The sequence below is a fragment of the Streptomyces sp. NPDC102283 genome (genome assembly GCF_044766265.1).
Taxonomy (GTDB): Bacteria; Actinomycetota; Actinomycetes; order Streptomycetales; family Streptomycetaceae; genus Streptomyces.
Map to the genome: position 1 here is coordinate 1 of NZ_JBIWLQ010000037.1, position 18,320 is coordinate 18,320.

The 18,320-nt window shown below is 69.8% G+C and carries 15 protein-coding genes and 1 pseudogene; 5 read left to right on the plus strand and 11 right to left on the minus strand.

Annotated elements, in window-relative coordinates; translation table 11 throughout:
• Positions 1-94: 94 nt before the first annotated feature.
• Positions 95-1,618: pseudogene (locus tag ACIRJT_RS38140) on the minus strand (APC family permease); the annotation flags it as partial.
• Between the two features lie 346 nt (positions 1,619-1,964).
• Between ACIRJT_RS38140 and ACIRJT_RS38145 the strand changes: the two are divergent.
• The gene (locus tag ACIRJT_RS38145) at positions 1,965-2,963 is read left to right on the plus strand and encodes a dihydroxyacetone kinase subunit DhaK (RefSeq protein WP_403919052.1); all 999 of its coding nucleotides are present in this window, start codon (positions 1,965-1,967) and stop codon (positions 2,961-2,963) included.
• Between the two features lie 54 nt (positions 2,964-3,017).
• Positions 3,018-3,683, plus strand: coding sequence for a dihydroxyacetone kinase subunit DhaL (dhaL, locus tag ACIRJT_RS38150; protein ID WP_403919057.1), 666 nt, complete (start codon positions 3,018-3,020; stop codon positions 3,681-3,683).
• 12 nt (positions 3,684-3,695) lie between these two features.
• Here dhaL and ACIRJT_RS38155 read toward each other — a convergent pair whose 3' ends face one another.
• The 6 genes from ACIRJT_RS38155 to ACIRJT_RS38180 all read right to left on the minus strand — a co-directional run bounded on the left by ACIRJT_RS38155 (position 3,696) and on the right by ACIRJT_RS38180 (position 10,945).
• Positions 3,696-4,421 (minus strand): HAD family hydrolase, encoded by a 726-nt coding sequence (locus ACIRJT_RS38155; RefSeq protein WP_403919060.1) that lies wholly within the window; start codon positions 4,419-4,421, stop codon positions 3,696-3,698.
• Between the two features lie 743 nt (positions 4,422-5,164).
• Positions 5,165-5,401, minus strand: a complete 237-nt coding sequence (locus ACIRJT_RS38160) for a DUF5133 domain-containing protein (protein ID WP_360780745.1) — start codon at positions 5,399-5,401, stop codon at positions 5,165-5,167.
• Positions 5,402-7,452: 2,051 nt separating this feature from the next.
• Positions 7,453-8,532 (minus strand): arylcarboxylate reductase, encoded by a 1,080-nt coding sequence (locus ACIRJT_RS38165; RefSeq protein ID WP_403919062.1) that lies wholly within the window; start codon positions 8,530-8,532, stop codon positions 7,453-7,455.
• Positions 8,529-9,491 (minus strand): ACP S-malonyltransferase, encoded by a 963-nt coding sequence (locus ACIRJT_RS38170; protein ID WP_403919065.1) that lies wholly within the window; start codon positions 9,489-9,491, stop codon positions 8,529-8,531. Before ACIRJT_RS38170 ends, ACIRJT_RS38165 begins: the two co-directional genes overlap by 4 nt.
• A gap of 306 nt (positions 9,492-9,797) precedes the next feature.
• Positions 9,798-10,151, minus strand: coding sequence for a helix-turn-helix transcriptional regulator (locus ACIRJT_RS38175; protein WP_403919067.1), 354 nt, complete (start codon positions 10,149-10,151; stop codon positions 9,798-9,800).
• Between the two features lie 32 nt (positions 10,152-10,183).
• Positions 10,184-10,945 (minus strand): thioesterase II family protein, encoded by a 762-nt coding sequence (locus ACIRJT_RS38180; RefSeq protein WP_403919069.1) that lies wholly within the window; start codon positions 10,943-10,945, stop codon positions 10,184-10,186.
• 737 nt (positions 10,946-11,682) lie between these two features.
• Between ACIRJT_RS38180 and ACIRJT_RS38185 the strand changes: the two genes are divergently transcribed.
• The 3 genes from ACIRJT_RS38185 to ACIRJT_RS38195 all read left to right on the plus strand — a co-directional run bounded on the left by ACIRJT_RS38185 (position 11,683) and on the right by ACIRJT_RS38195 (position 14,850).
• Positions 11,683-11,835, plus strand: a complete 153-nt coding sequence (locus tag ACIRJT_RS38185; protein ID WP_371627556.1) for a hypothetical protein — start codon at positions 11,683-11,685, stop codon at positions 11,833-11,835.
• Positions 11,836-12,187: 352 nt separating this feature from the next.
• Positions 12,188-14,086 carry a BTAD domain-containing putative transcriptional regulator gene (locus tag ACIRJT_RS38190; RefSeq protein WP_403919071.1) on the plus strand — a complete coding sequence of 633 codons (1,899 nt, stop codon included), beginning with the start codon at positions 12,188-12,190 and terminating at the stop codon, positions 14,084-14,086.
• 101 nt (positions 14,087-14,187) lie between these two features.
• A complete protein-coding gene (locus ACIRJT_RS38195; protein ID WP_403919074.1) occupies positions 14,188-14,850 on the plus strand; it encodes an O-methyltransferase in 663 nt (220 codons plus the stop codon).
• A 42-nt stretch (positions 14,851-14,892) separates the two neighbouring features.
• On the opposite strand, the gene ACIRJT_RS38200 is transcribed toward ACIRJT_RS38195, so the two are convergent.
• Genes ACIRJT_RS38200 through ACIRJT_RS38215 form a run of 4 tightly spaced genes read right to left on the minus strand, consistent with a single transcriptional unit; the run spans position 14,893 to position 18,310 of the window.
• Positions 14,893-15,993, minus strand: coding sequence for an HAD-IIIC family phosphatase (locus ACIRJT_RS38200; protein ID WP_403919076.1), 1,101 nt, complete (start codon positions 15,991-15,993; stop codon positions 14,893-14,895).
• A gap of 35 nt (positions 15,994-16,028) precedes the next feature.
• A complete protein-coding gene (locus ACIRJT_RS38205) occupies positions 16,029-17,144 on the minus strand; it encodes an acyl-CoA dehydrogenase family protein (protein ID WP_403919078.1) in 1,116 nt (371 codons plus the stop codon).
• Complete coding sequence (locus ACIRJT_RS38210; RefSeq protein WP_403919079.1) at positions 17,137-17,418, minus strand: acyl carrier protein; 282 nt, start codon at positions 17,416-17,418, stop codon at positions 17,137-17,139. The genes ACIRJT_RS38205 and ACIRJT_RS38210 overlap by 8 nt, the downstream gene beginning before the upstream one ends.
• Positions 17,419-17,440: 22 nt before the next feature.
• Positions 17,441-18,310, minus strand: a complete 870-nt coding sequence (locus ACIRJT_RS38215) for a 3-hydroxyacyl-CoA dehydrogenase family protein (protein WP_403919082.1) — start codon at positions 18,308-18,310, stop codon at positions 17,441-17,443.
• Positions 18,311-18,320 lie beyond the last annotated feature (10 nt).

Consider the following 18,320-nt stretch of genomic DNA (forward strand, 5'->3'; position numbering starts at 1 on the left):
CACCCGCTACGACAAAACCCGCGAATCCTACGAAGCAGCACTCACCATCGCGTCACTCCTAATGTGGATATGACCCTTTGAAGACAGGCCCTGGGACGAATACCTGATGGCGGCGGGTACGCGGCCGGTCCGCGCCTGCGGGCAGTCGTTCCAGGGCGGCGGCCTCGCGCCGGTATTCGCGGTTGATGCGGATCAGTCCCCAGACTCCGAGCGGGAAGACGATGACGACCAGCCAGGCGCCTTCGGTGAACTTCGTGACGGCGAAGATCAGCACGACGGCGGCGGAGAGACGATCGCCGCGAGTGCGTTGACTGTGATCTTCAGTCGGCGCCGTGGTTCATGCCTGCGCAGGTGGTAGGCGGTGAGGCCGGCCCCGGCCATGGTGAAGGCGGTGAACACGCCGATCGCGTAAAGGGCCACGAGCCTGTCCACGCTGGCGCCCGTGACGAGAAGGATGGCGAGTGAGAGAGCGGAGAGGGTGATGATGCCGCTGGAGAAGGCCAGCCGGTGCCCGCGCCGGGTGAGCACACGTGGCAGGAACCGGTCCTGTGCGACGAAGCTCGCCAGGTACGGGAATCCGGTGAAGGGGGTGTTGGCACCGGTGTAGAGGACCAGGGCGGTCGCCAGCTGGACGAAGACCAGCCCGATCGTCCCCACCGTCCCGTTTCCGAAGGCGAGCCGTGCTTCCTGTGCGATGACGGTCGGGGTCCCGTCGGTGTACGGGACGGCGTGGGTGAAGTGCGCGAGGACGGAGACGCCCAGGAGCAGGACGGCGAGCACGCAGCTCATGGTGATGAGGGTGCGCCGGGCGTTGCGGCCCTGCGGTTCGCGGAAGGCGGAGATGCCGTTCGAGATCGCTTCGAGCCCGGTGAGCGACGAGCCGCCGTTGGCGAGGGAACGCAGCACGATGAAGAGCGACGCCCCGTAGAGCCAGCCGTCGCTCGATGCTCCGAGGGGCACCACCCCTGGAGCGGTCAGGTCGGTGCGGCAGCTCGCCTGTCAGTGCGCGTACCGCCGCGACGAGGAAGACCAGGCCCATCGCGGCGATGAAGAGGTAGGCGGGCAGCGCGAACATGCGGCCGGCCTCGCGGACTCCGCGCAGATTCCCGTAGGCGAGCAGCACGATCACCAGCACGGAGAACGGGAGCTGGAGATGGTCCAGCCCTGTCCAGCCGTTGCCGACCAGATGGGCGAGGGAGATCAGCGCGTTCGTGCCGGCCGACACCTGGACGGCGACGGTGACGACGTAGTCGACCAGCAGCGCCACGGCGGCGACCTGCGCGACGTTCGGCCCGAAGTTCTCCCGGGCGACCACGTAGGAACCACCGGCCCGGGTGTAGATCGTGACGACATCGCTGTAGGAGATCGTCAGAAGCAGCAGTACCAGCAGGATCGCACCGGTCACCGGCACGACCGGAGTGAAGGCGGCTGCGCCGACCACCGGCACGAGGACCCGGAGCATCTGTTCGGAGCCGTAGGCCGACGAACTGATGCAGTCGGACGCGAGCACACCGAGCGCCGTCCGGTTGCTCAGCTTCTCCTCACTGACACGTTCAGTGGTGAGCGCCCGTCCAAGGAGCCGCCGCTTCACGCGGTACATCGGCCGATCAAGAGTCATGCCACCATCAGAATGGGCGGCTGCCCCGATGCCGGGCAGGCTCCACCGGCATTCACCCCGGCATACTCGCCGTACCGGACCTGCCACGTTCCGGCCGGGGCTGCACACGCCCACGATCGTCCGCATTGTTCGGGGAAGCCCCGGCCTGCGGCGGGTCGCGGAGGTCCGCGGACGAACGCTGGTGTGGGTGAATCGCTCGCGATCAGCGATTATGCGAGGGGCGTACGAATGAATGACCGACTGTCCTACGAATTGCCCTGTGATGGCCGGGGACGCAGCATGTAAATCACCTCGGCGGGAGGGGACCGGCCCAGCCGCTCGCGGCCCTCGACGACGGAGGACCTGGATGGCATCGTATTTTGAGAACGGTGACGACACCCTGGTGCCGGACGCCCTGCGGGGCTTCGCCCGTGCCCACGCGGATCTGCTCACACTCGACCCCGGCCACGGTTTCCTCCTGGCCCGCGACCCGGCCCCCACACGAAGGGTCGGCCTCCTCTCGGGTGGAGGGTCGGGGCACGAACCCCTGCACGCCGGATACGTCGGGCGGGGCATGCTGGACGTCGCCTGCCCGGGGCTCGTCTTCGCCTCACCGCACAACCGGCAGGTGTACGAAGGATCCCTCGCTGCCGCCCGGTCCCAGGGCGTGCTGCACATCGTGAAGAACTACACCGGCGACCGGATCAACTTCGGTATCGCCGCCGAAAGGCTCGCCCACCGCGATATCCCCTGTGCCCGCGTCCTGGTCGACGACGACCTCGCCACCGACTCCGAGGACATCGCCGCCGGCCGCCGGGGCACGGGCGGCACCGTCCTGATCGAGAAGATACTCGGGGCGGCGGCCGATACCGGCCTCGGTCTCCAGGAACTTCAGGAGCTCGGCGCCCGTCTCGCCGCGAGCTGTCGCACCCTGGCCGTCGCCTCAGCCGCCCACACCTCGCCCACGACCGGCAGGCCCGCTTTCTTCCTCGATCCGGAGGAACTGGAGTACGGCGTCGGCATCCACGGCGAGCGCGCCCCGAAGACCATCCCCCGTGGGCCCCTCGGCCCTCTCGTCGAGCGCATGGCCCTAGCGCTCCTGGAAGCACTCTCCCCGGCCCGCGAGTCCTCCCTCATCGCCCTGGTCAACGGCCTCGGGGCCGTCACCCCACTGGAGCTGTACGCGGTCCACGCCGAGCTCGGCGACCTGCTCGACGACCGCGGCATCGAACTTGCCCGTTCCCTCGTCGGCGAGTACATCACCTCCCTGGACATGCGCGGCTTCTCCATCACCCTGCTCGCCGCCGACCACCAGATCCTGCGCCTGTACGACGCACCCGTGCGCACCGCCGCACTGCACTGGTGAGGCGGCAGCACACGGCCGTCCCCGACACAGTTCCCCCGAGCACGGGAGGCACCCATGACGACCAGCACGCCCCCCGACGCGTTCTCCACCGACGCCTGGATCCGCAGGTTCGCGCAGTCCGCCCACACCGCGAAGGACCGCCTCACCTCATTGGACCAAGAAGTGGGCGACGGCGACTTCGGCATCAACCTCAGCACCGGAGCACACTCCACCCTTCGGCATCTCGACGCGGACCCCGCATCCCGCAGCAACCCCGCCGCACCTCTGCACGCCGCGGCCACCGCCTTCCTGGACGAGGTCGGCGGCACCAGCGGGCCGCTGTTCGGCCTGTTGTTCCAGGCGCTGGCCGTCGCCGTGGCCGGCGCCGAGGGCGCCACCACGCCCGCTCTCGCAGCCGGAGCGGCGGAGGGACTGGCGGCCATCCGCCGAGTGGGGGACGCAGCGCCCGGCGACAAGACCCTCGTCGACGCACTGGGCCCGGCGGCCGAGGCCCTCCGGACCGCCCCGGCGGACACCCCGCCGGCAGAAGCCCTGGCCCGGGCCGCCGACGCCGCCTGGGCCGGCGTATCCGGGACCGCGCGCCTGCGCGCCCGGATGGGACGCTCCAGCTACCTCGGCAGACGCGCCGAAGGCGTTCCCGATCCGGGCGCAGTGGGCATCGGACTGCTCTTCGCCTCCGCCCGAGCAGTCGTGGAGGATCTCAGCACCCGGCTGGACTGAGGGGCTGCCGGCCTACTCCCGCGCCCCGCGGGCCGCCCAGGACTCCACCCAGGCCGACAGAGCGGGAGCGTTCAGGACCGGCACCCACAGGTCGGCCCGGGCCGCATCCTCGGGCCGCGGGCGGGGGCCCACCCCGACCACGCGCAGCCCGGCCCGCAGGGCCGACTCGATTCCCGTCATCGAGTCCTCGACAGCGAGGGCCCGCTCAGGTGCGGCACCGCAGAGGCGGGCTGCCGTCGCGTAGACGTCCGGCCAGGGCTTCGGGCGTACGGGCTTGCCGTTCCCGTCTCCGGGGCTCTCTTCGCTCGGGACCACAACGTGCTCGAAGTGGCCAAGCAGACCGGCCCTGTCGAGGCTCGACTCCACCGCCCGCAAAGGACAGTTACTCGCCACGGCGAGGGGCAGGCGGCCGGAGAGCCGGCGGACGAAGTCGGCGGCACCGGGCATCGTGACCGGGTCCTTGGCGACCCGAATCATGAAGTGGCGCAGCAGCGAGTCGGTCATTTCCGCTGCCAGCTTGGGCTTGTCCGCCTCCCGGGCCATCAGCCGGCCGCAGTCGATGTAATGGACACCCTTGGCCCGTTCGGCGAAACCCGGCGCGGGATGGATACCGAAGTCCCGGAAGACCTGGTTGCGTGCGTCCTGCCAGTGGCTTTCGTTGTCCATCAAGGTGCCGTCGCAGTCGAAGACGACGGCCTCGGGAGACCAGCCGGTCAGGGCGTTGGTTGTGTCGGTCATGGTGTGCCGCTCCTGAAGGAGGGAGGCGGTCAGGCTCGTGGCGGGACCGCGGATTTGTGGTGGCGCGTTTCTTTGAGGCGGCTCGGAGGGCTTGCTGTGCCCATCGGCCCCATCGATGTCCGGGGACGTGTTCCCGTCCGCATCGTGAAACGTCACCGCGGCCACGCTATGGCTGTGTTGTCGTGTGGTGCAATCACTGCTTTGCGTGCTCGTCCGCGCGGGATCCGAGGTGTAAGGGCCGACCCGAATGTCTTTCGCGAAACGTTCTAGCTCTCATGCCAATGCCGCGCAGTGGAAGGCGAGTTGGCGCATGAGTGAAGGGGAGTCTCCGTCCGGGATCCGGCGTGGAGTGATTCACCCGTATGGCAAGCCGACCGCCAAGAATTCGGCTGAATTCACTCTTGGGCGTGCACGCTCGAAAGTAGATAACAATACGTCGAAAGAATTGACTATCTACCACCGGCGCACGCGGGCGCACGAAATTCTCGCATCAAGCGCGAAATGAGCGGGCGCAGTGAGCCGGTATGTCGGATTCGGCGGGTGGTACGGGCGCCGAGGTGAGGCGTGCCGTGCTCGACGGCGGTCGCCGCCCCCGGGTCTCCGAGCGCCGATCCCGAACACGCGACCGGGTACGCGCGGCTCGCAGCAGCAGCATCAGAGACAGGTGTCGACCGGCCCCGACCTGTGGTCATCGAGGAGGCGTGGGCCGGTCGCGTGCGAGTCCGGGTCACCCGTCGGCTCCTTCAGGCCGACGTGCTGCCCGAGGGCTTCGGAGGCAGGTCGGAGGCCGCGAGCAAGCTACGGGCGGAAGCCAGGGCCTTCGACTCGTCGCGAATACCGGTCAGCACGCATAGCGTGTAGAGCGTGCCTTCAGTCCCGGGCCTGACCGTGCAGTCCAAATAGGATGCGTCAAGACGCTGCAAATTATCGTAGCGGTTGACCAGCTCGCGCAGGATTCTGGGATCGGCTTGTAGCACCATAGCTCCTCGGGTCCGATTCACATCTGGCTTCCCCACGATGGTGCAGTGCGCAACACGGTTACCGCCACCGCGAACCGCTGGACATGGTTCGACCGCCATGATCCACATTCTTCGCTTGCTCGTGCACGTACGTTACTAACGGCTTTCCTGGAATCAACACGTTGACGTGATCCCTGCGAGTCTTTAGGCGGGCGTGCCTGTGCACCGGGGGCGCTAGACCGATGACCTTGTCACCTCCGGTGCTGAAGAAGTCGATCCGGCGCATCAGGCCAACGGCATCTAAGGCAATGAGGAAAGCTCCGAAGATTCCGGCCCGGGCGCGATAGAGGCGGCTCAGACGGTGATCCGCCGGCAGGTGCTTGTCGAGCCGCGCGTCCGCGGCACGTGCCGTCGTCGTGTTATTGCCCCATCGTGCGGCCCTCAGGCCTTCGCTCACCTCATCCGCCCTGTACGAGGCTTCGGGTGCCCCGATTATCGGCTTAGCGCGAGTGATTCGAAGCTGCCCCGGCAAAGGATGGGCACCAGAACCCTGCAAACCCGCTCCGCCGGACCAGCCACGGCCGGACGGGGACCACGAGGACGCGGGTGGTGTGCCCTTCGCTCCGAACCTGCCGACGGGTCCTCGACTCGCGATGAGCTTTGCCATGTCATGTTCGGTTCCCTCTTTACACCTGAGGTTCCCCTGGGGTCGACCCGGGACATCCTCATCACCTGCCACGTCTCGGCGACAGGCAAGGCCAAGCTCCACGGAAGCCCTGAGTGCCGCACGCTGCGGCAGCCGCCTCCGTGAACCAGATCGACGTCCCCTTCGGCGAAGCCGTGGTGCGGCTCTGTCCGAGATGTCGGTGGCCTCTGCCCACAGAGAGCCTCATCATGCCGCTCGGCGCCGCTGTGAGCGAGGTGAATTCACTCGCCATCAGGCTCGGCCGGGAGTCCAAGGACGAGGAGGACCCCCGAGGCCGGGCGCGACGACCGCAAGCGGTTGGGGTTGCCTCCGCCGCACCTGTGGCGGGGCCCGCAGCGGCGCCGCGCAGCCCCTGCGCGCCGTCCGTCGCGGGTTCGGTACCGGGCTGGGCACGGACTGCGACAGGACAATGGAGCGGTGCCGTACTGGGCGGCGCGGCGGTGGGATCACCGATGCCGGCCCTCACTCCGTACTCCTCCTGGCCGAACTGCCCCTGACATCGGGGCGGTGAATGTCAGGGTGTGGAATGGGCTAAGGACTGTTCGCCATGCTGCGTCGAACGACTGGAGGGCTATCGAGTACGGAGGCCGGGGGGCTGGGCGTGGAGAGAGGGGCAAGTTCCCGCCGTGGCTGGAGCTGCTGTAGAAGGTGAGGTAGGCCGCGCGGTCAGTGACGATCGCACGGCAGGTGTTGGGGAGCTTGAAGCTGCGCAGCTCGACGTCGAGTTGAGCGCGGGTCACCTGTACGACGTAGCCCCCATGTTCGCCTGAACCTGGTTCGTGAGCAGGTCGGGCGTGAAGCCAGGATCGAACAGGCACAGATCCTGTGAGCGCCGGTCGAGCCAGGAGTCGCCCGGCGCAAGCGTATGGGGCAGCGGCGTATGGACGGACCTCGGGGACAGCTCGCCCGACCACAGGGGCGCAAGGGGGACACCCGCCAGGCACCGACGACCGGGGCCAAGACGTGAGCGAAGGGCCCTTGGCCCGTGGAACAGGAATCCTTCGGTCGGGGAGCTTCCGTTGACGACGGCCCGGGCGCTCCTGGTCGAGGAGTCGAGGCCGGACATCTTGGCCGGGAAAGGTCACGTGAAGCTCCAGCCCCACACGAGCCGCAGCGCCTCGAGCGAGCCGCGAACGGTCTTGTCGGGGACGGTCAGGCCAGCCGTGCCGCCGGGCGGTTCGTACCAGGGGGTCTTGCCGCGCAGGAGGGTCGCTACCGCACTGACCTTCTTCGTTGTGTCATCGCGCCCTCCTCCCCGTTTCCACCGGCAAAGGTCTCCTGACCGGGGGACCTCCGCCCCCGGGACACTCGCCGACAGCCCTGGTCGGATGCCCCCGGTAACGTGCCGTTGCCCAGGGGTGACGGGTCAGTAGAGGCCCTCGGGGGACGAATTGGTGGTCTGGAGGGGGCGGACGTTGGCGACGCCGTCGGTGGGCCAGTGGTCGGTCGGATGGCGGAGGGCCTGGTCGCGTTCCAGGATGTTGGGGAGGAAGAGGTCCTCGTGGAGGACAGTGAGTTGGACCCGGCCGAACGTGCCGGGGTCGACCGGGGTCGAGAGGTCGCCCTTGTCGACCACCGCCATGGTGACCTGGGGATAGTTCGGAACGTAGCTGATCAACTCGCCGTCGTGCTCGATGTCCAGGCAGGCCGCGTTGCCGAAGGTGTTGCCGTAGGTCAGTCCGCAGATCCCGCCCTGCAGGGCGGTGGTGAAGGTCCGGTACATGTCGGCGCTGATCTGGGTGCCGCTCAGGCGTACGCCGTCCAGGGCGGCGACCAGTTCGGGCCGGCGCTGGCGGAGGGCCTGGAAGAGGGCCGGGGTGGTGTTGAGGTAGTGGACCCGGCCCTGCTTGAGGACGTCGGTGATCTGCTCCAGCAGGTGGGTGGTGTAGTCGCCGACCTCGGCCAGGCGTCCCGCCCGGATGAGGCGCTTGACCCACCGGGGGTCCATGTCCACGGCGTACACCTGACCGGCGTGGAGTTCGGAGACCTCCCGGACTCCGTTCCCGATCAGGTGCGGTCCGGTGGGGGTCGCCTGCAGCCAGGTGCGGCCCGGTGCGAATCCTTCCCGTACGAAGGACCAGCGGCGCCAGAGCGCCCTGTGCAGCAGCATGTCTGGGGTGTAGAACGCCCGGCAGGGGGTTCCGGTGGTGCCTCCGCTGTCCCAGATCCGTCCGGCGAGCGGCCTGGGCGCCGACAGCGGGACGAGGTCTCCGGGGTCTTCCTCGCGCAGCCGGTCGAGCGGGAACGGACCGAAGGCTCCGAGCTGGTCGTAGCGGGTGATGTCGCGGGGGTCGAAGTCCAGCCGGGGAGCCTGCCCGAGCCAGTAGGGGCTTCCGGACACCGGGTCGAAGTGCCGTCGGACCACGGTGCGGGTCCACTCGTCGAGGTCGGTGTCCAGCCATCGCGCGATCTGGGCGTCGGGGTCGGCGCGGGTGGCGGCGGTCACGACAGGGCCGAGGCGCCGGAGAGGTCGATGCCGAGGTCGTAGGCGGTGTTCAGGGCCTGTTCGATGTGCTCGGGCTGCTCGATGTGCACCACCGGGAAGGGAAACGCGAGGATGCCCTCGGGTATCGAGGGGCCCATCACCAGCCCGAGTTGTACACCCTGCTCCTTCATCCCGCCATAGACGTCGACCAGGCTGATCGGGTCTGTGGAGTTGCGCTGGAAGAGGTCCCTGACATCGGCTGCGGTGCGCAGGACCTTGGGCTCCAGGCAGGACAGCAGGGGGATCTCGGGGTCGGTGAAGGGGATCGCATCGATCCTCGGGGCCATGAAGTCGCGGTAGGGCCGACGCAGCGGGGTATGGACGGCAATGGTGCGTCCGGGGAGCGGGACGACCGTTCCCGGTGGGACCTCGGCGGCGAGCACGCCGAGTGCTTCGATGTGGCCGGCGAGCATCATGATGCGCTGGGTGCCGTCGGCCGTGGGGCCGAAGTCGCCCGCCAGGTAGATACCGGGGACGCCCTCGCCGGGGTGGGAGGGGGCGCCTTCGGCGAGCGAGCCGAAGGCGATGGCTATTCCCTGCTGCGGGTCTTCGGCGGGCGGTTCCGGGCTGTCGCGGGAGCCGGCCAGCATCTCGAACAGCTCCCGTCGCCCCAGCGATCCGGCGAGGCAGCTGGCGGTCATCGCGCCGAGGCTGAGGCCGCCGATGGCCGCGGGGCGCAGGTTGAACGAGGCGAGTACGTCGTGTACGCCGATCGCGAGGGCGGCTTCGCGGATGGTGCCGACGCTCTGGCGCTCCTCCCGGGCGGTCGGAAGGTCTTCCTCCAGTATCTGTCCGACCGTCAGCCCGGTCCACGCGGAGACCTGTTCGTACCAGCCCTGCACGACCTCGTAGGTCCGGTAGAGCTCCAAGCCGTGCGGCTCGGTCCCGACGCCGCCGCCGAACAGGTACCCCAGACTCATGACAGCTCCTGTGAATTGGTGTGAAAGGAGGGGGCGGTGGTGCGGACCGAGCGTAGTGCGGCGGAAGTAAGCCTGACAACACACTGCGCAGAATCCGGAGTTCGGCCGGACATTCGAGAACTCGTCTCTTGGCGCGATATCGATATGATATCCAGGCCTGGGAAAATCTCCGAAGCCATGCCGACGGAGTCTGTTTTCCGCCTTCGGAAGGGACTTTTTCGACACTCCCTCCGGGAGGGATCTCACGGAGGGAGATCGAGGAACAGTACGCCCTGCCCTCTTCCGAACAGTGCACCCCGCCCTCTTCTAGGACTCAAGGAATTCCGGGAGGACGCGGGGTGGCCATGCCCCGACGCTCAGCACACCGAGGGAGTGCGCCCGGGAGACCAGAGCAGGCCGGTTCGCGGCCTGGAAATGGCGCATCATCAGCCCGATGCGGTACTCGATGCCCTGCGGGCTCAGATAGAGCGATGCCGCCAGCCGGAGGGTCGAGGTGCCGACCGCGACACCTTCCAGGATGCGGACATCCACGGCGGTCAGCCGCCGGACGCACGCGCCGCCGGACGGGCCCCCGCCCGCCGGACCGGCGTCGCCGGCGGGTTTCGACCTCGGCGGCCGCTGCGCGGGCTTGATCTCCTCAGAGGTCGCTGACGGTGTCACTTCCCGGTCCCCCTTCTCTGTCGTCCGTGGTCTCAGGTGCGCGGTGTGCCGGCGAGGTGGTCACGGAGCATGCCGGTCACCTCGTTCGCCCGGCTACTGAGGTAGAAGTGCCCGCCGGGGAAGACCTTGAGGTCGAACGCGGCCGTGGTGCGGTCGCGCCAGTGCGCGGCCTCGGGGACAGGTGTCCAGGGGTCCTGGTCCCCCACCACAGCGGTGACCGGGCAGGTGACCGTGGCGTCGCGGTCGGCCCGGTAGCCCCCCAGGGCCCGGTAGTCGGCGCGCAGCACGGGCAGCACCATCCGCAGCAGTTCCTCGTCCTCCAGAAGCCGGGCGTCGGTGCCGCTCATGGCCCTGACCTCGGCCACGATGCCCTCGTCGTCAAGTGGGTGGGAGAACTCAGGCCGGTCCGCGGACGGCCCCTTGCGGCCCGAGACGAAGAGGTGGTCCATCCGGCCTCCCCCGCGCTCGATCCGCCGGGCCACCTCGAAGGCGACGAGCGCGCCCATGCTGTGCCCGAAGAGAGTCAGAGGGAGGTCGTCCCAGCGGCGCAGCGCTTCGAATACTTCGTCGGCCAAGCGGTGCAGGTCCTGGACACCAGGTTCCTCCCGGCGGTCCTGCCTCCCGGGGTACTGCACGGCCAGGAGGTCGACCGGGCCGCGGAGTGCGGCGGATACCGGAAAGTAGAAACTCGCCGATCCGCCGGCGTGCGGAAAGCAGACCAGTCGGCGCGTGGCCGTCGGCGAGGGATGGAAACGACGGCACCACAGGTCGCTGTCCAAAGAGAGCGAGGTCATATCGGCCTTTCATTCCTTTCTCGGAATCCACGCAGTGCCGATGGGCGGGGTGCGGTGATCACGTGTGACACCCTCCGCACCGGTGGGTCGGCTGGTACGCGCTAATACGGGGAGCGCCGATCGGCGATGATCGGCGAGTCACGGGCACCGCATATGGCAGCCTGCCATGTCCCTCTGAATTTCAGCAAGTCTGCATCGGGGCACATCCGGCCACGCATGTCCGGGTTCAATTTCGGCTGTTTCTTCGGTGAATGGCGAGAACGTTGCGGTGCGGAGCGATCCTGTGGGATCTACTTGGCTCCGGCTCAGCAGCAACGGTCGCGGCAGCCGGACCTCGCACCGCGAATCCGGCCGAGGAGCCGAGGACACCTCATGGCAAGGCTGTACGCCGTCAGCGATCTCCATGTCACGCGTCCGGAGAGCATTCCTCCTGTACGACTACAGCTTCCGGCCGCCCGGGGTGGTGGACGCGGGGACGGCGCCGGCCCTCGCGGGGGCCGCCGGCGTGGTGTGCAGCGAGGAGTTCCTGCTGCACCCGGACCCCTATCCGACGCGGGCCGACTGGTGCCGCGCGCGGGTCGCCCGTACCCAGGCGCGCCAGGCCGCCTGCGATCCGGCGTTGCCGACGCCTGCTGGTGAACCATTTCCCCTGATCAAGGAGCCGACAGAGGTGCTGCGTCATCCGGAGTTCGCGCTGTGGCCCCGCACCACAGCGCGAGCGCGGACTGGCCTCCGCCGTGGTCTACGGGCACCTGCACATTCCGCGGACCATCCGCGCGGCCGGGGTGCGGCATCAAGAGGTGTCCCTCGGGTATCCGCGCGAGTGGAAGTGGTGGGGCAAGCCTGATCCGCTGCTGCGCGAGGGCTTCCCGTCCGGGGAGCAGCGGTGACGGGCGCCGGCCGGTGATCGAAGACCTGTGGTTCCCTCTGACGGGGCGGCCGTTGGACATCCTCGACGCATTCGTGCGGCTGGATCCCGCACGGGGGTGTTCCCGGCCACGCTGATGGTGCCGGGTCACCGGGCCGACGACGGTGCGGTGGTGAGCGGTTTCACGGGCCGCTGGGCCGTGACGGGCGGCCTGGTCCTGACCCGGCCTGACCGCCGTTGTGGTGCCGCGCAGCGTAAACCCGGCATGAGCGCAAGACCTGCGCTCTAGGAATACATCTAGATACGACAGGACCGCGTTGACCCCTACATGGTCACCCAAGACGCTGGAAGCAGTCTTGCCCACCGGTCGTGCGATGAAGAGGACTCCCGTGAACTTTCTGTTGCTGGGCCCGCTTTCCGTCCGGTTGAACGCGCGTGAGGTGCACGTGTCGGCGCCGAGGCAGCGCGTGGTCATGGCAGCGCTCCTCCTCAACGCCAACCGGGTGATCTCGGTCGACCGGATCGCCGAGTACGTCTGGGACGGCGCCCCGCCGCCGAGTGCCGCCGCGACCGTCCGCACCTACGTGATGCGCCTGCGGCAGTCCCTGGGCGAGCACGCCTCCGCCCGCATCCTCACCCGGGCCCCCGGCTACCTCCTCGAACTCGGCGAGCAAGAGAGCGATCTCGGACAGTTCACGGCCCACCGCCGGCGCGCGGCGGAGCTGGCCGAGCGCGGAGACCTGGAGAGCTCCTCCGCCGAGCTGGCCGAGGCACTCGCCCTGTGGCGCGAGGAGCCTTTGGCGGACATCCCGTCGCGGACGTTGCGCGATGTGGAGGGCCGCTATCTCCAGGAGCTCCGCCTGCAGACCATGGAGCTGCGGTTCGACGCGGAGCTGGCGCTGCTCCGGCACGCCAAGGTCGTGCCGGAGCTGGTGCGGCTGGTGCGGAAGCACCCCTTACGGGAGGCCCTGGTGGGCAAGCTGATGCTTGCGCTGTTCCGCTCGGGCCGGCAGTCGGAGGCCCTGGATCTCTACCGGCGCACCCGGACGCTGCTCGTCGAACAGCTCGGCGCCGAGCCGAGCGCCGATCTGTGCGAGGTCCACCGGCACATCCTCTCGGCCCGCGACCGGCCTCGTACGCCTGACCCGCTGGAGCACCCCGCGAAGGCCCCGGAGTCGGCCGTCGCACCGGCGCCGGCCGCTGCCTGGGAAAGGTCCTGCTGGCCTAGTCCGGCGCAGCTTCCCTCGGTGCCGCTGCCGCTGTCGGCCCGCTCCGATGCGCTGGCGCGGGTGCAGCGCTTCCTCACGAACGGCACGATGCCCGCGGGCATGGTGGCGACGGCAGTGGTGACCGGCCGGGGCGGTGTCGGCAAGAGCGCCTTGGCCCTGCACGCGGCGCACGCCGTGCGCGGTTCCTCGACGCACGGCCAGCTCTATGCGGATCTCGGCGGAGCGGAGCGCCCGCTGACCTCCCGGGCGGTGCTGCCGCGGTTTCTGGCGGACCTCGGTGTGCCCCGGGGTGAGATACCCGAGGAGGAGTCGGAACGGGAGAGCCTCTACCGCTCGCTCACCGCGGGCCGCCGTCTGCTGGTGGTACTCGACAACGCCTCCAGCACCGCGCAGGTGCGGCCATTGATACCGGGCAGCGGCAGCAGCAGGCTGCTGGTGACCAGCAGACGGCGGCTGGCTGATCTGGAGGGGGCGCGCACCCTCCAGATCAGCCCGCTGGACAAGGCCGGGTCGCTGGAACTGCTGGGCAGCATCGTCGGCCCGGCCAGGATCGGTGTCGAACCGCGTGCGGCCCGTACGGTGCTGACGGTCTGCGCGGGCCTGCCGCTGGCGATCCGCATCGCGGGGACCCGGCTGCTGGAGCGCCCGCACTGGAGCATCGGGCATTTCGCCCGGCGGCTCACGGAGGCCCCGCGGCTGCTGGACGAACTGTGCGCGGGCGACCTCGGTGTGCGGCCCTGCCTCGACGCCGACCACGCCGGGCTCCAACGGACGGCGCCGGCCGGGGTCGACCCGGCCGAGGTGTTCACCGCACTGGGAGCCGCCGGAGCGTGTTCGGTCTCCAGCAGCAGGGTCGCAGTGATGACCGGCTGTTCCGAGGCACAGGCCGAGGAGGCCCTGGACTCTCTGGTCGAGGCGAACCTGCTGGGTGCGCCGACGGCGGGCCACTACCAACTGGACGCGCTGCTGCGGGCGTACGCCCGCGAGCGGGCGCAGGCAGTCGCCGTACGGCAGCACGGTCACCCGTACATGCGCGCCGGGTGACCGTCCCGGTGCCGGGTACCCGGCGGCCCTGTCCCCCTCGCCCCGATCCTTTTCGACCCGATTCCCTTCGACCCGATCTCCTTCGAGAGGACCCTCGCGCCATGGCCGACCAGACAGCAGCGACCCACGACCTTCTCGCCTACGTCCGGAAGGTCTCCCTCCGTGACGACGATCTCCTCAGGGAGCTGCGGGAGACCACCGCGGACCTACCGGGCGGGACCGCCATGCAGGTGATGGCGGAGGAGGGCCAACTGCTCGCTCTGCTGGTCGGATTGACGGGGGCGCGGGCAGTGCTGGAGATCGGCACCTTCACCGGCTACAGCACCCTGTGCATGGCCCGCGCGCTCCCGGCCGACGGCGTGCTGGTGTCCTGCGACATCGACGACCGGTGGCCGGCCATCGGCGCCGACTTCTGGAAGCGGGACGGGGTCGACTCGCGGATCGACCTGCGGATCGGCGATGCCGCCGCGACCCTGGACGCACTGCTGGCGGAGCGCGGGCCGGAGAGCTTCGACCTGGTGTTCATCGACGCGGACAAGGCCAACTACGTTGGTTACTACGAGACGTCGCTGGCGCTGCTGCGCGCCGGCGGTCTGATCGTGGTCGACAACACCCTCTTCTTCGGCCGGGTCGCCGATCCGGCCGCCGTGGACCCGGAGACCGCCGGGGTCCGGGCTCTGAACCTGGTGTTGCACAAGGACCCTCGGGTGGAGCAGTCACTGCTGGTGATGGCCGACGGGATCACCCTCGTCCGCAAGCGCTGAGGGTGGGGGGCCGGAGCCCGGGAGCACCGGCCGCCGCGGCGGTCACGACGTTCCCGGGCCCCCTTCCGGCATGCTCAGGTCGGGTGCGTCCACGCTCATGACGGTGGACACCACGCGCGGGCCGGGCACCAGGTGGAGGCGCTGGAGTCCGGTGCTCTCCGGAGCCGGTGCGAGGACGGCGGCGCACGGGCACGGGGTTTCGTCCAGGCCCTCGAAGCCCGCGAACCGGTAGGCGATCTCCATCATCCGGTTGCGTTCGGTCGCCCGGAAGTCCGCCACCAGGTGGACTCCGGACCGGGCGGCTGCGTCGGCCAGCCAGTTCAGCAGGGTCGCGCCGGCGCCGTAGGCGACGACCCGGCAGGAGGTGGCGAGCAGCTTGAGGTGCCACAGGCCCGGGTGCCGCTCCAGGAGCAGGACGCCGACCGCGCCGTGCGGGCCGAACCGGTCGGTGAGGGTGACCACCAGGACCTCGTGCCGGGGGTCGGTGATCAGGCCGCGCAGCACCGCGTCCGGGTAGTGGACCCCGGTCGCGTTCATCTGGCTGGTGCGCAGGGTGAGTTCCTCGACCCGGGAGAGCTCCTCGCCGGTGGCCCGGCCGATACGCATCCGCAGGTCCAGGGAGCGCAGGAACTCCTCGTCGGGGCCGGGGGCGGCGGCCCGCTCGGCCTCGCGGCGGAAGCCCGCCTGGTACATCCGGCGGCGCCGCCGGGAGTCGACGGTACTGGTCGCCGGGGTGAACTCGGCGAGTTCGGGGAGGGCGAGGACCTGCTCGGCCGGGTAGCACCGTACGTCGGGCAGGTGGAAGGCCACTTCGGCCCGTTCGGCGGGCCGGTCGTCGACGAAGGCGATGGTCGTGAGCGCGAAGTTCAGCCGGTCGCCGATCCGGCGCACCGACTGGGACTTGGCGCCCCACCCGATCTCCGGCAGGACGAAGTACTCGGCCACGCCGAATGCCTCCAGCCGGGCCCAGGCGTGCTCGTGGTCGTTGCGGCTGGCGATGGACTGGAGGATGCCGCGGGAGTCGAGCTCGATCACCACCTTGCGCACCTCGTCCGGCAGGTGCACCTCGCCGTCCTCCAGCAGGGTGCCCTGCCAGAGGGTGTCGTCCAGGTCCCAGACCAGGCACTTGACGGTCTCGGCCATGTCGTCCTTCCTCGTCTCGTCGGCCGCGGGCCCGCTCACGGTGCCCCCGGGGCGGAGAGGGCGTGCTGGGCCAGCATCAGCCGGCACAGCTCGCTGCTGCCCTCGATGATCTCCATGAGCTTGGCGTCCCGGTACGCCCGGGCCACCGCGTGCCCGTCCCGCGACCCGGCCGAGGCCAGTACCTGGACGGCGGTCGCCGCGCCCCGGGCGGCCTGCGTCGCGCCGACGTGCTTGGCCAGTACGGTCGCCACCACCTGGTCCGGCGACCCTTCGTCCCAGCAGCGGCTGGCGTGCTCGCAGACCCGCGCGGCCACCTGCTCGGCCGTGTAGATGTCGGCGATGTGCCCGGCGACGAGCTGGTGCTCCGCGAGCGGTCTGCCGAACTGCTCCCGTCCGGCGGCGTGCGCGGTGGCCGCAGCCAGACAGGCCCGCAGGATGCCCACGCACCCCCAGGCGACGGACATCCGCCCGTAGGCCAGCGCGGTCGTCACCAGCAGGGCGGTCGGCAGCCCGTGACCGCCCAGGACGCTGTCGGCCGGCAGCCGCACCCCGTCGAGATGTACGTCCGCGTGTCCGGCCGCACGGCAGCCGAGCGGGGCGGCGATCCGCTCGATCCTGACGCCGGGCGTGCCGGTGGGCACCACGACGGCCACCGCGCCGTCCTCGTAGCGGCCGACGACGACCAGCAGGTCGGCGTAGTGGGCGGCGGTCACCCACTTCTTGTGTCCGTCGACGACGACCGCGTCGCCGTCGCGGCGGACGGTCGTCGTCATCGCCGAGAGGTCGCTGCCGGCGCCGGGCTCGCTGAAGCCGACCGCCGCCAGTCCGCCGCCGGTCAGCCGGGGGAGATGGGCGGCCGACTGCTCGGCGGTGCCCAGGCGTTGGATGGTCCATGCCGCCATGCCCTGGGAGGTCATCACGCTGCGCAGCGAGCTGCACAGGCCGCCCACGTGGGCGGTGTACGCGCCGCTGTGCATGCTGCTGAGCCCCCAGCCGCCGTACTGCTCCGGGATTTCGGCGCACAGCCGGCCCTCGGCGCCCAGGTCGCGGAGCAGGTCCAGCGGGATGAGGCCGGTCCGGTCCCACTCCCCCGCCAGGTCTCCGACCCGAAGGGTGACGGAGGTCATGGCGCCGCTCAGGTCCTCACCCATGCCGGCCCCCGGCGGTGGGCACCTGGAGCCGGTCCACCAGCTCCGCCATCCGCCGTACGGTGCGGAAGTTGTCCAGTCGCAGGTCCGCGCCGCGGACGGCGATGGCGTAGGTCTTCTCCAGGTGCACCACCACCTGCATGGCGAACAGGGACGACAGGCCGCCGGTGTCGAACAGGTCGGTATCGGCGTCCCAGGCGGTTCCGGTGCGTCCTTCCAGGAATTCCAGCAGTTCCTTCTCCAGGTCGTGGGTGTTGGGCGTGTTCGCTGTGGTCATGACCGTCTCCTCGTCGGGGTGATCAGGTGTAGTCGTAGAAGCCGCGTCCGGACTTACGGCCCAGTCGGCCCTCGCGGACCAGCCGGAGCAGCAGTTCGGTGGGACGGCAGCCGTCGTCGCCGGTGCGTTCGTGGAGCACGGTGAGGGAGTCGACGAGATTGTCGATGCCGATCAGGTCCGCGGTGCGCAGCGGGCCGGTGGGGTGTCCTAGGCAGCCCTGCATCAGAGCGTCGACGTCCTCGGCTGTCGCCGTGCCCTCCTCCACGACGCGGGCCGCGTCGTTGATCATCGGGTGCAGGATGCGGCTGGTCACGAAGCCGGGTGCGTCCCGGACGACCACCGCCCGCCGCCTCAGTGCCGTGAGCAGGGCCGCCACGGCGGCCATCGCGGGGTCCCCGGTCCTGGCGCCGCGGACCACTTCGGCGGTTCCGATCAGATATGGCGGGTTCATGAAGTGGGTGCCGACCAGTTCTTCCGGCCGTTCCAGGGCCCCGGCCAGTTCGTCGACGGGGATGGAGGAGGTGTTGGTGATCAGCAGGGTTCCGGGCCGGACCAGTCCGGAGACCTCGGACAGCACGGCGGCCTTGATCGCGGCGTTCTCGGTGACCGCCTCGACGACGGCCCTGGCTCCGGCGACGGCCTTGAGCGAGGTGTCGGTGGCCAGGGTTCCGAGGGGCGTCCCGGCGGGCAGGGCGCCCATCAGCTCGGCCAACCGGAGTTCGCCGTCGATCAGGTCCTCGGCTCTGTCTAGCCGTTCCCGGTCGATGTCGACCAGGTGGACCGGCAGGCCGTGTCCGAGGGCGAGGACGGTGATGCCGACGCCCATCACTCCGGCTCCCAGCACGGTGAGGGCGGGTCGCTGGGACGGGTCGTCGTACGGGGCCGCGGTCAACGGGTTCTCC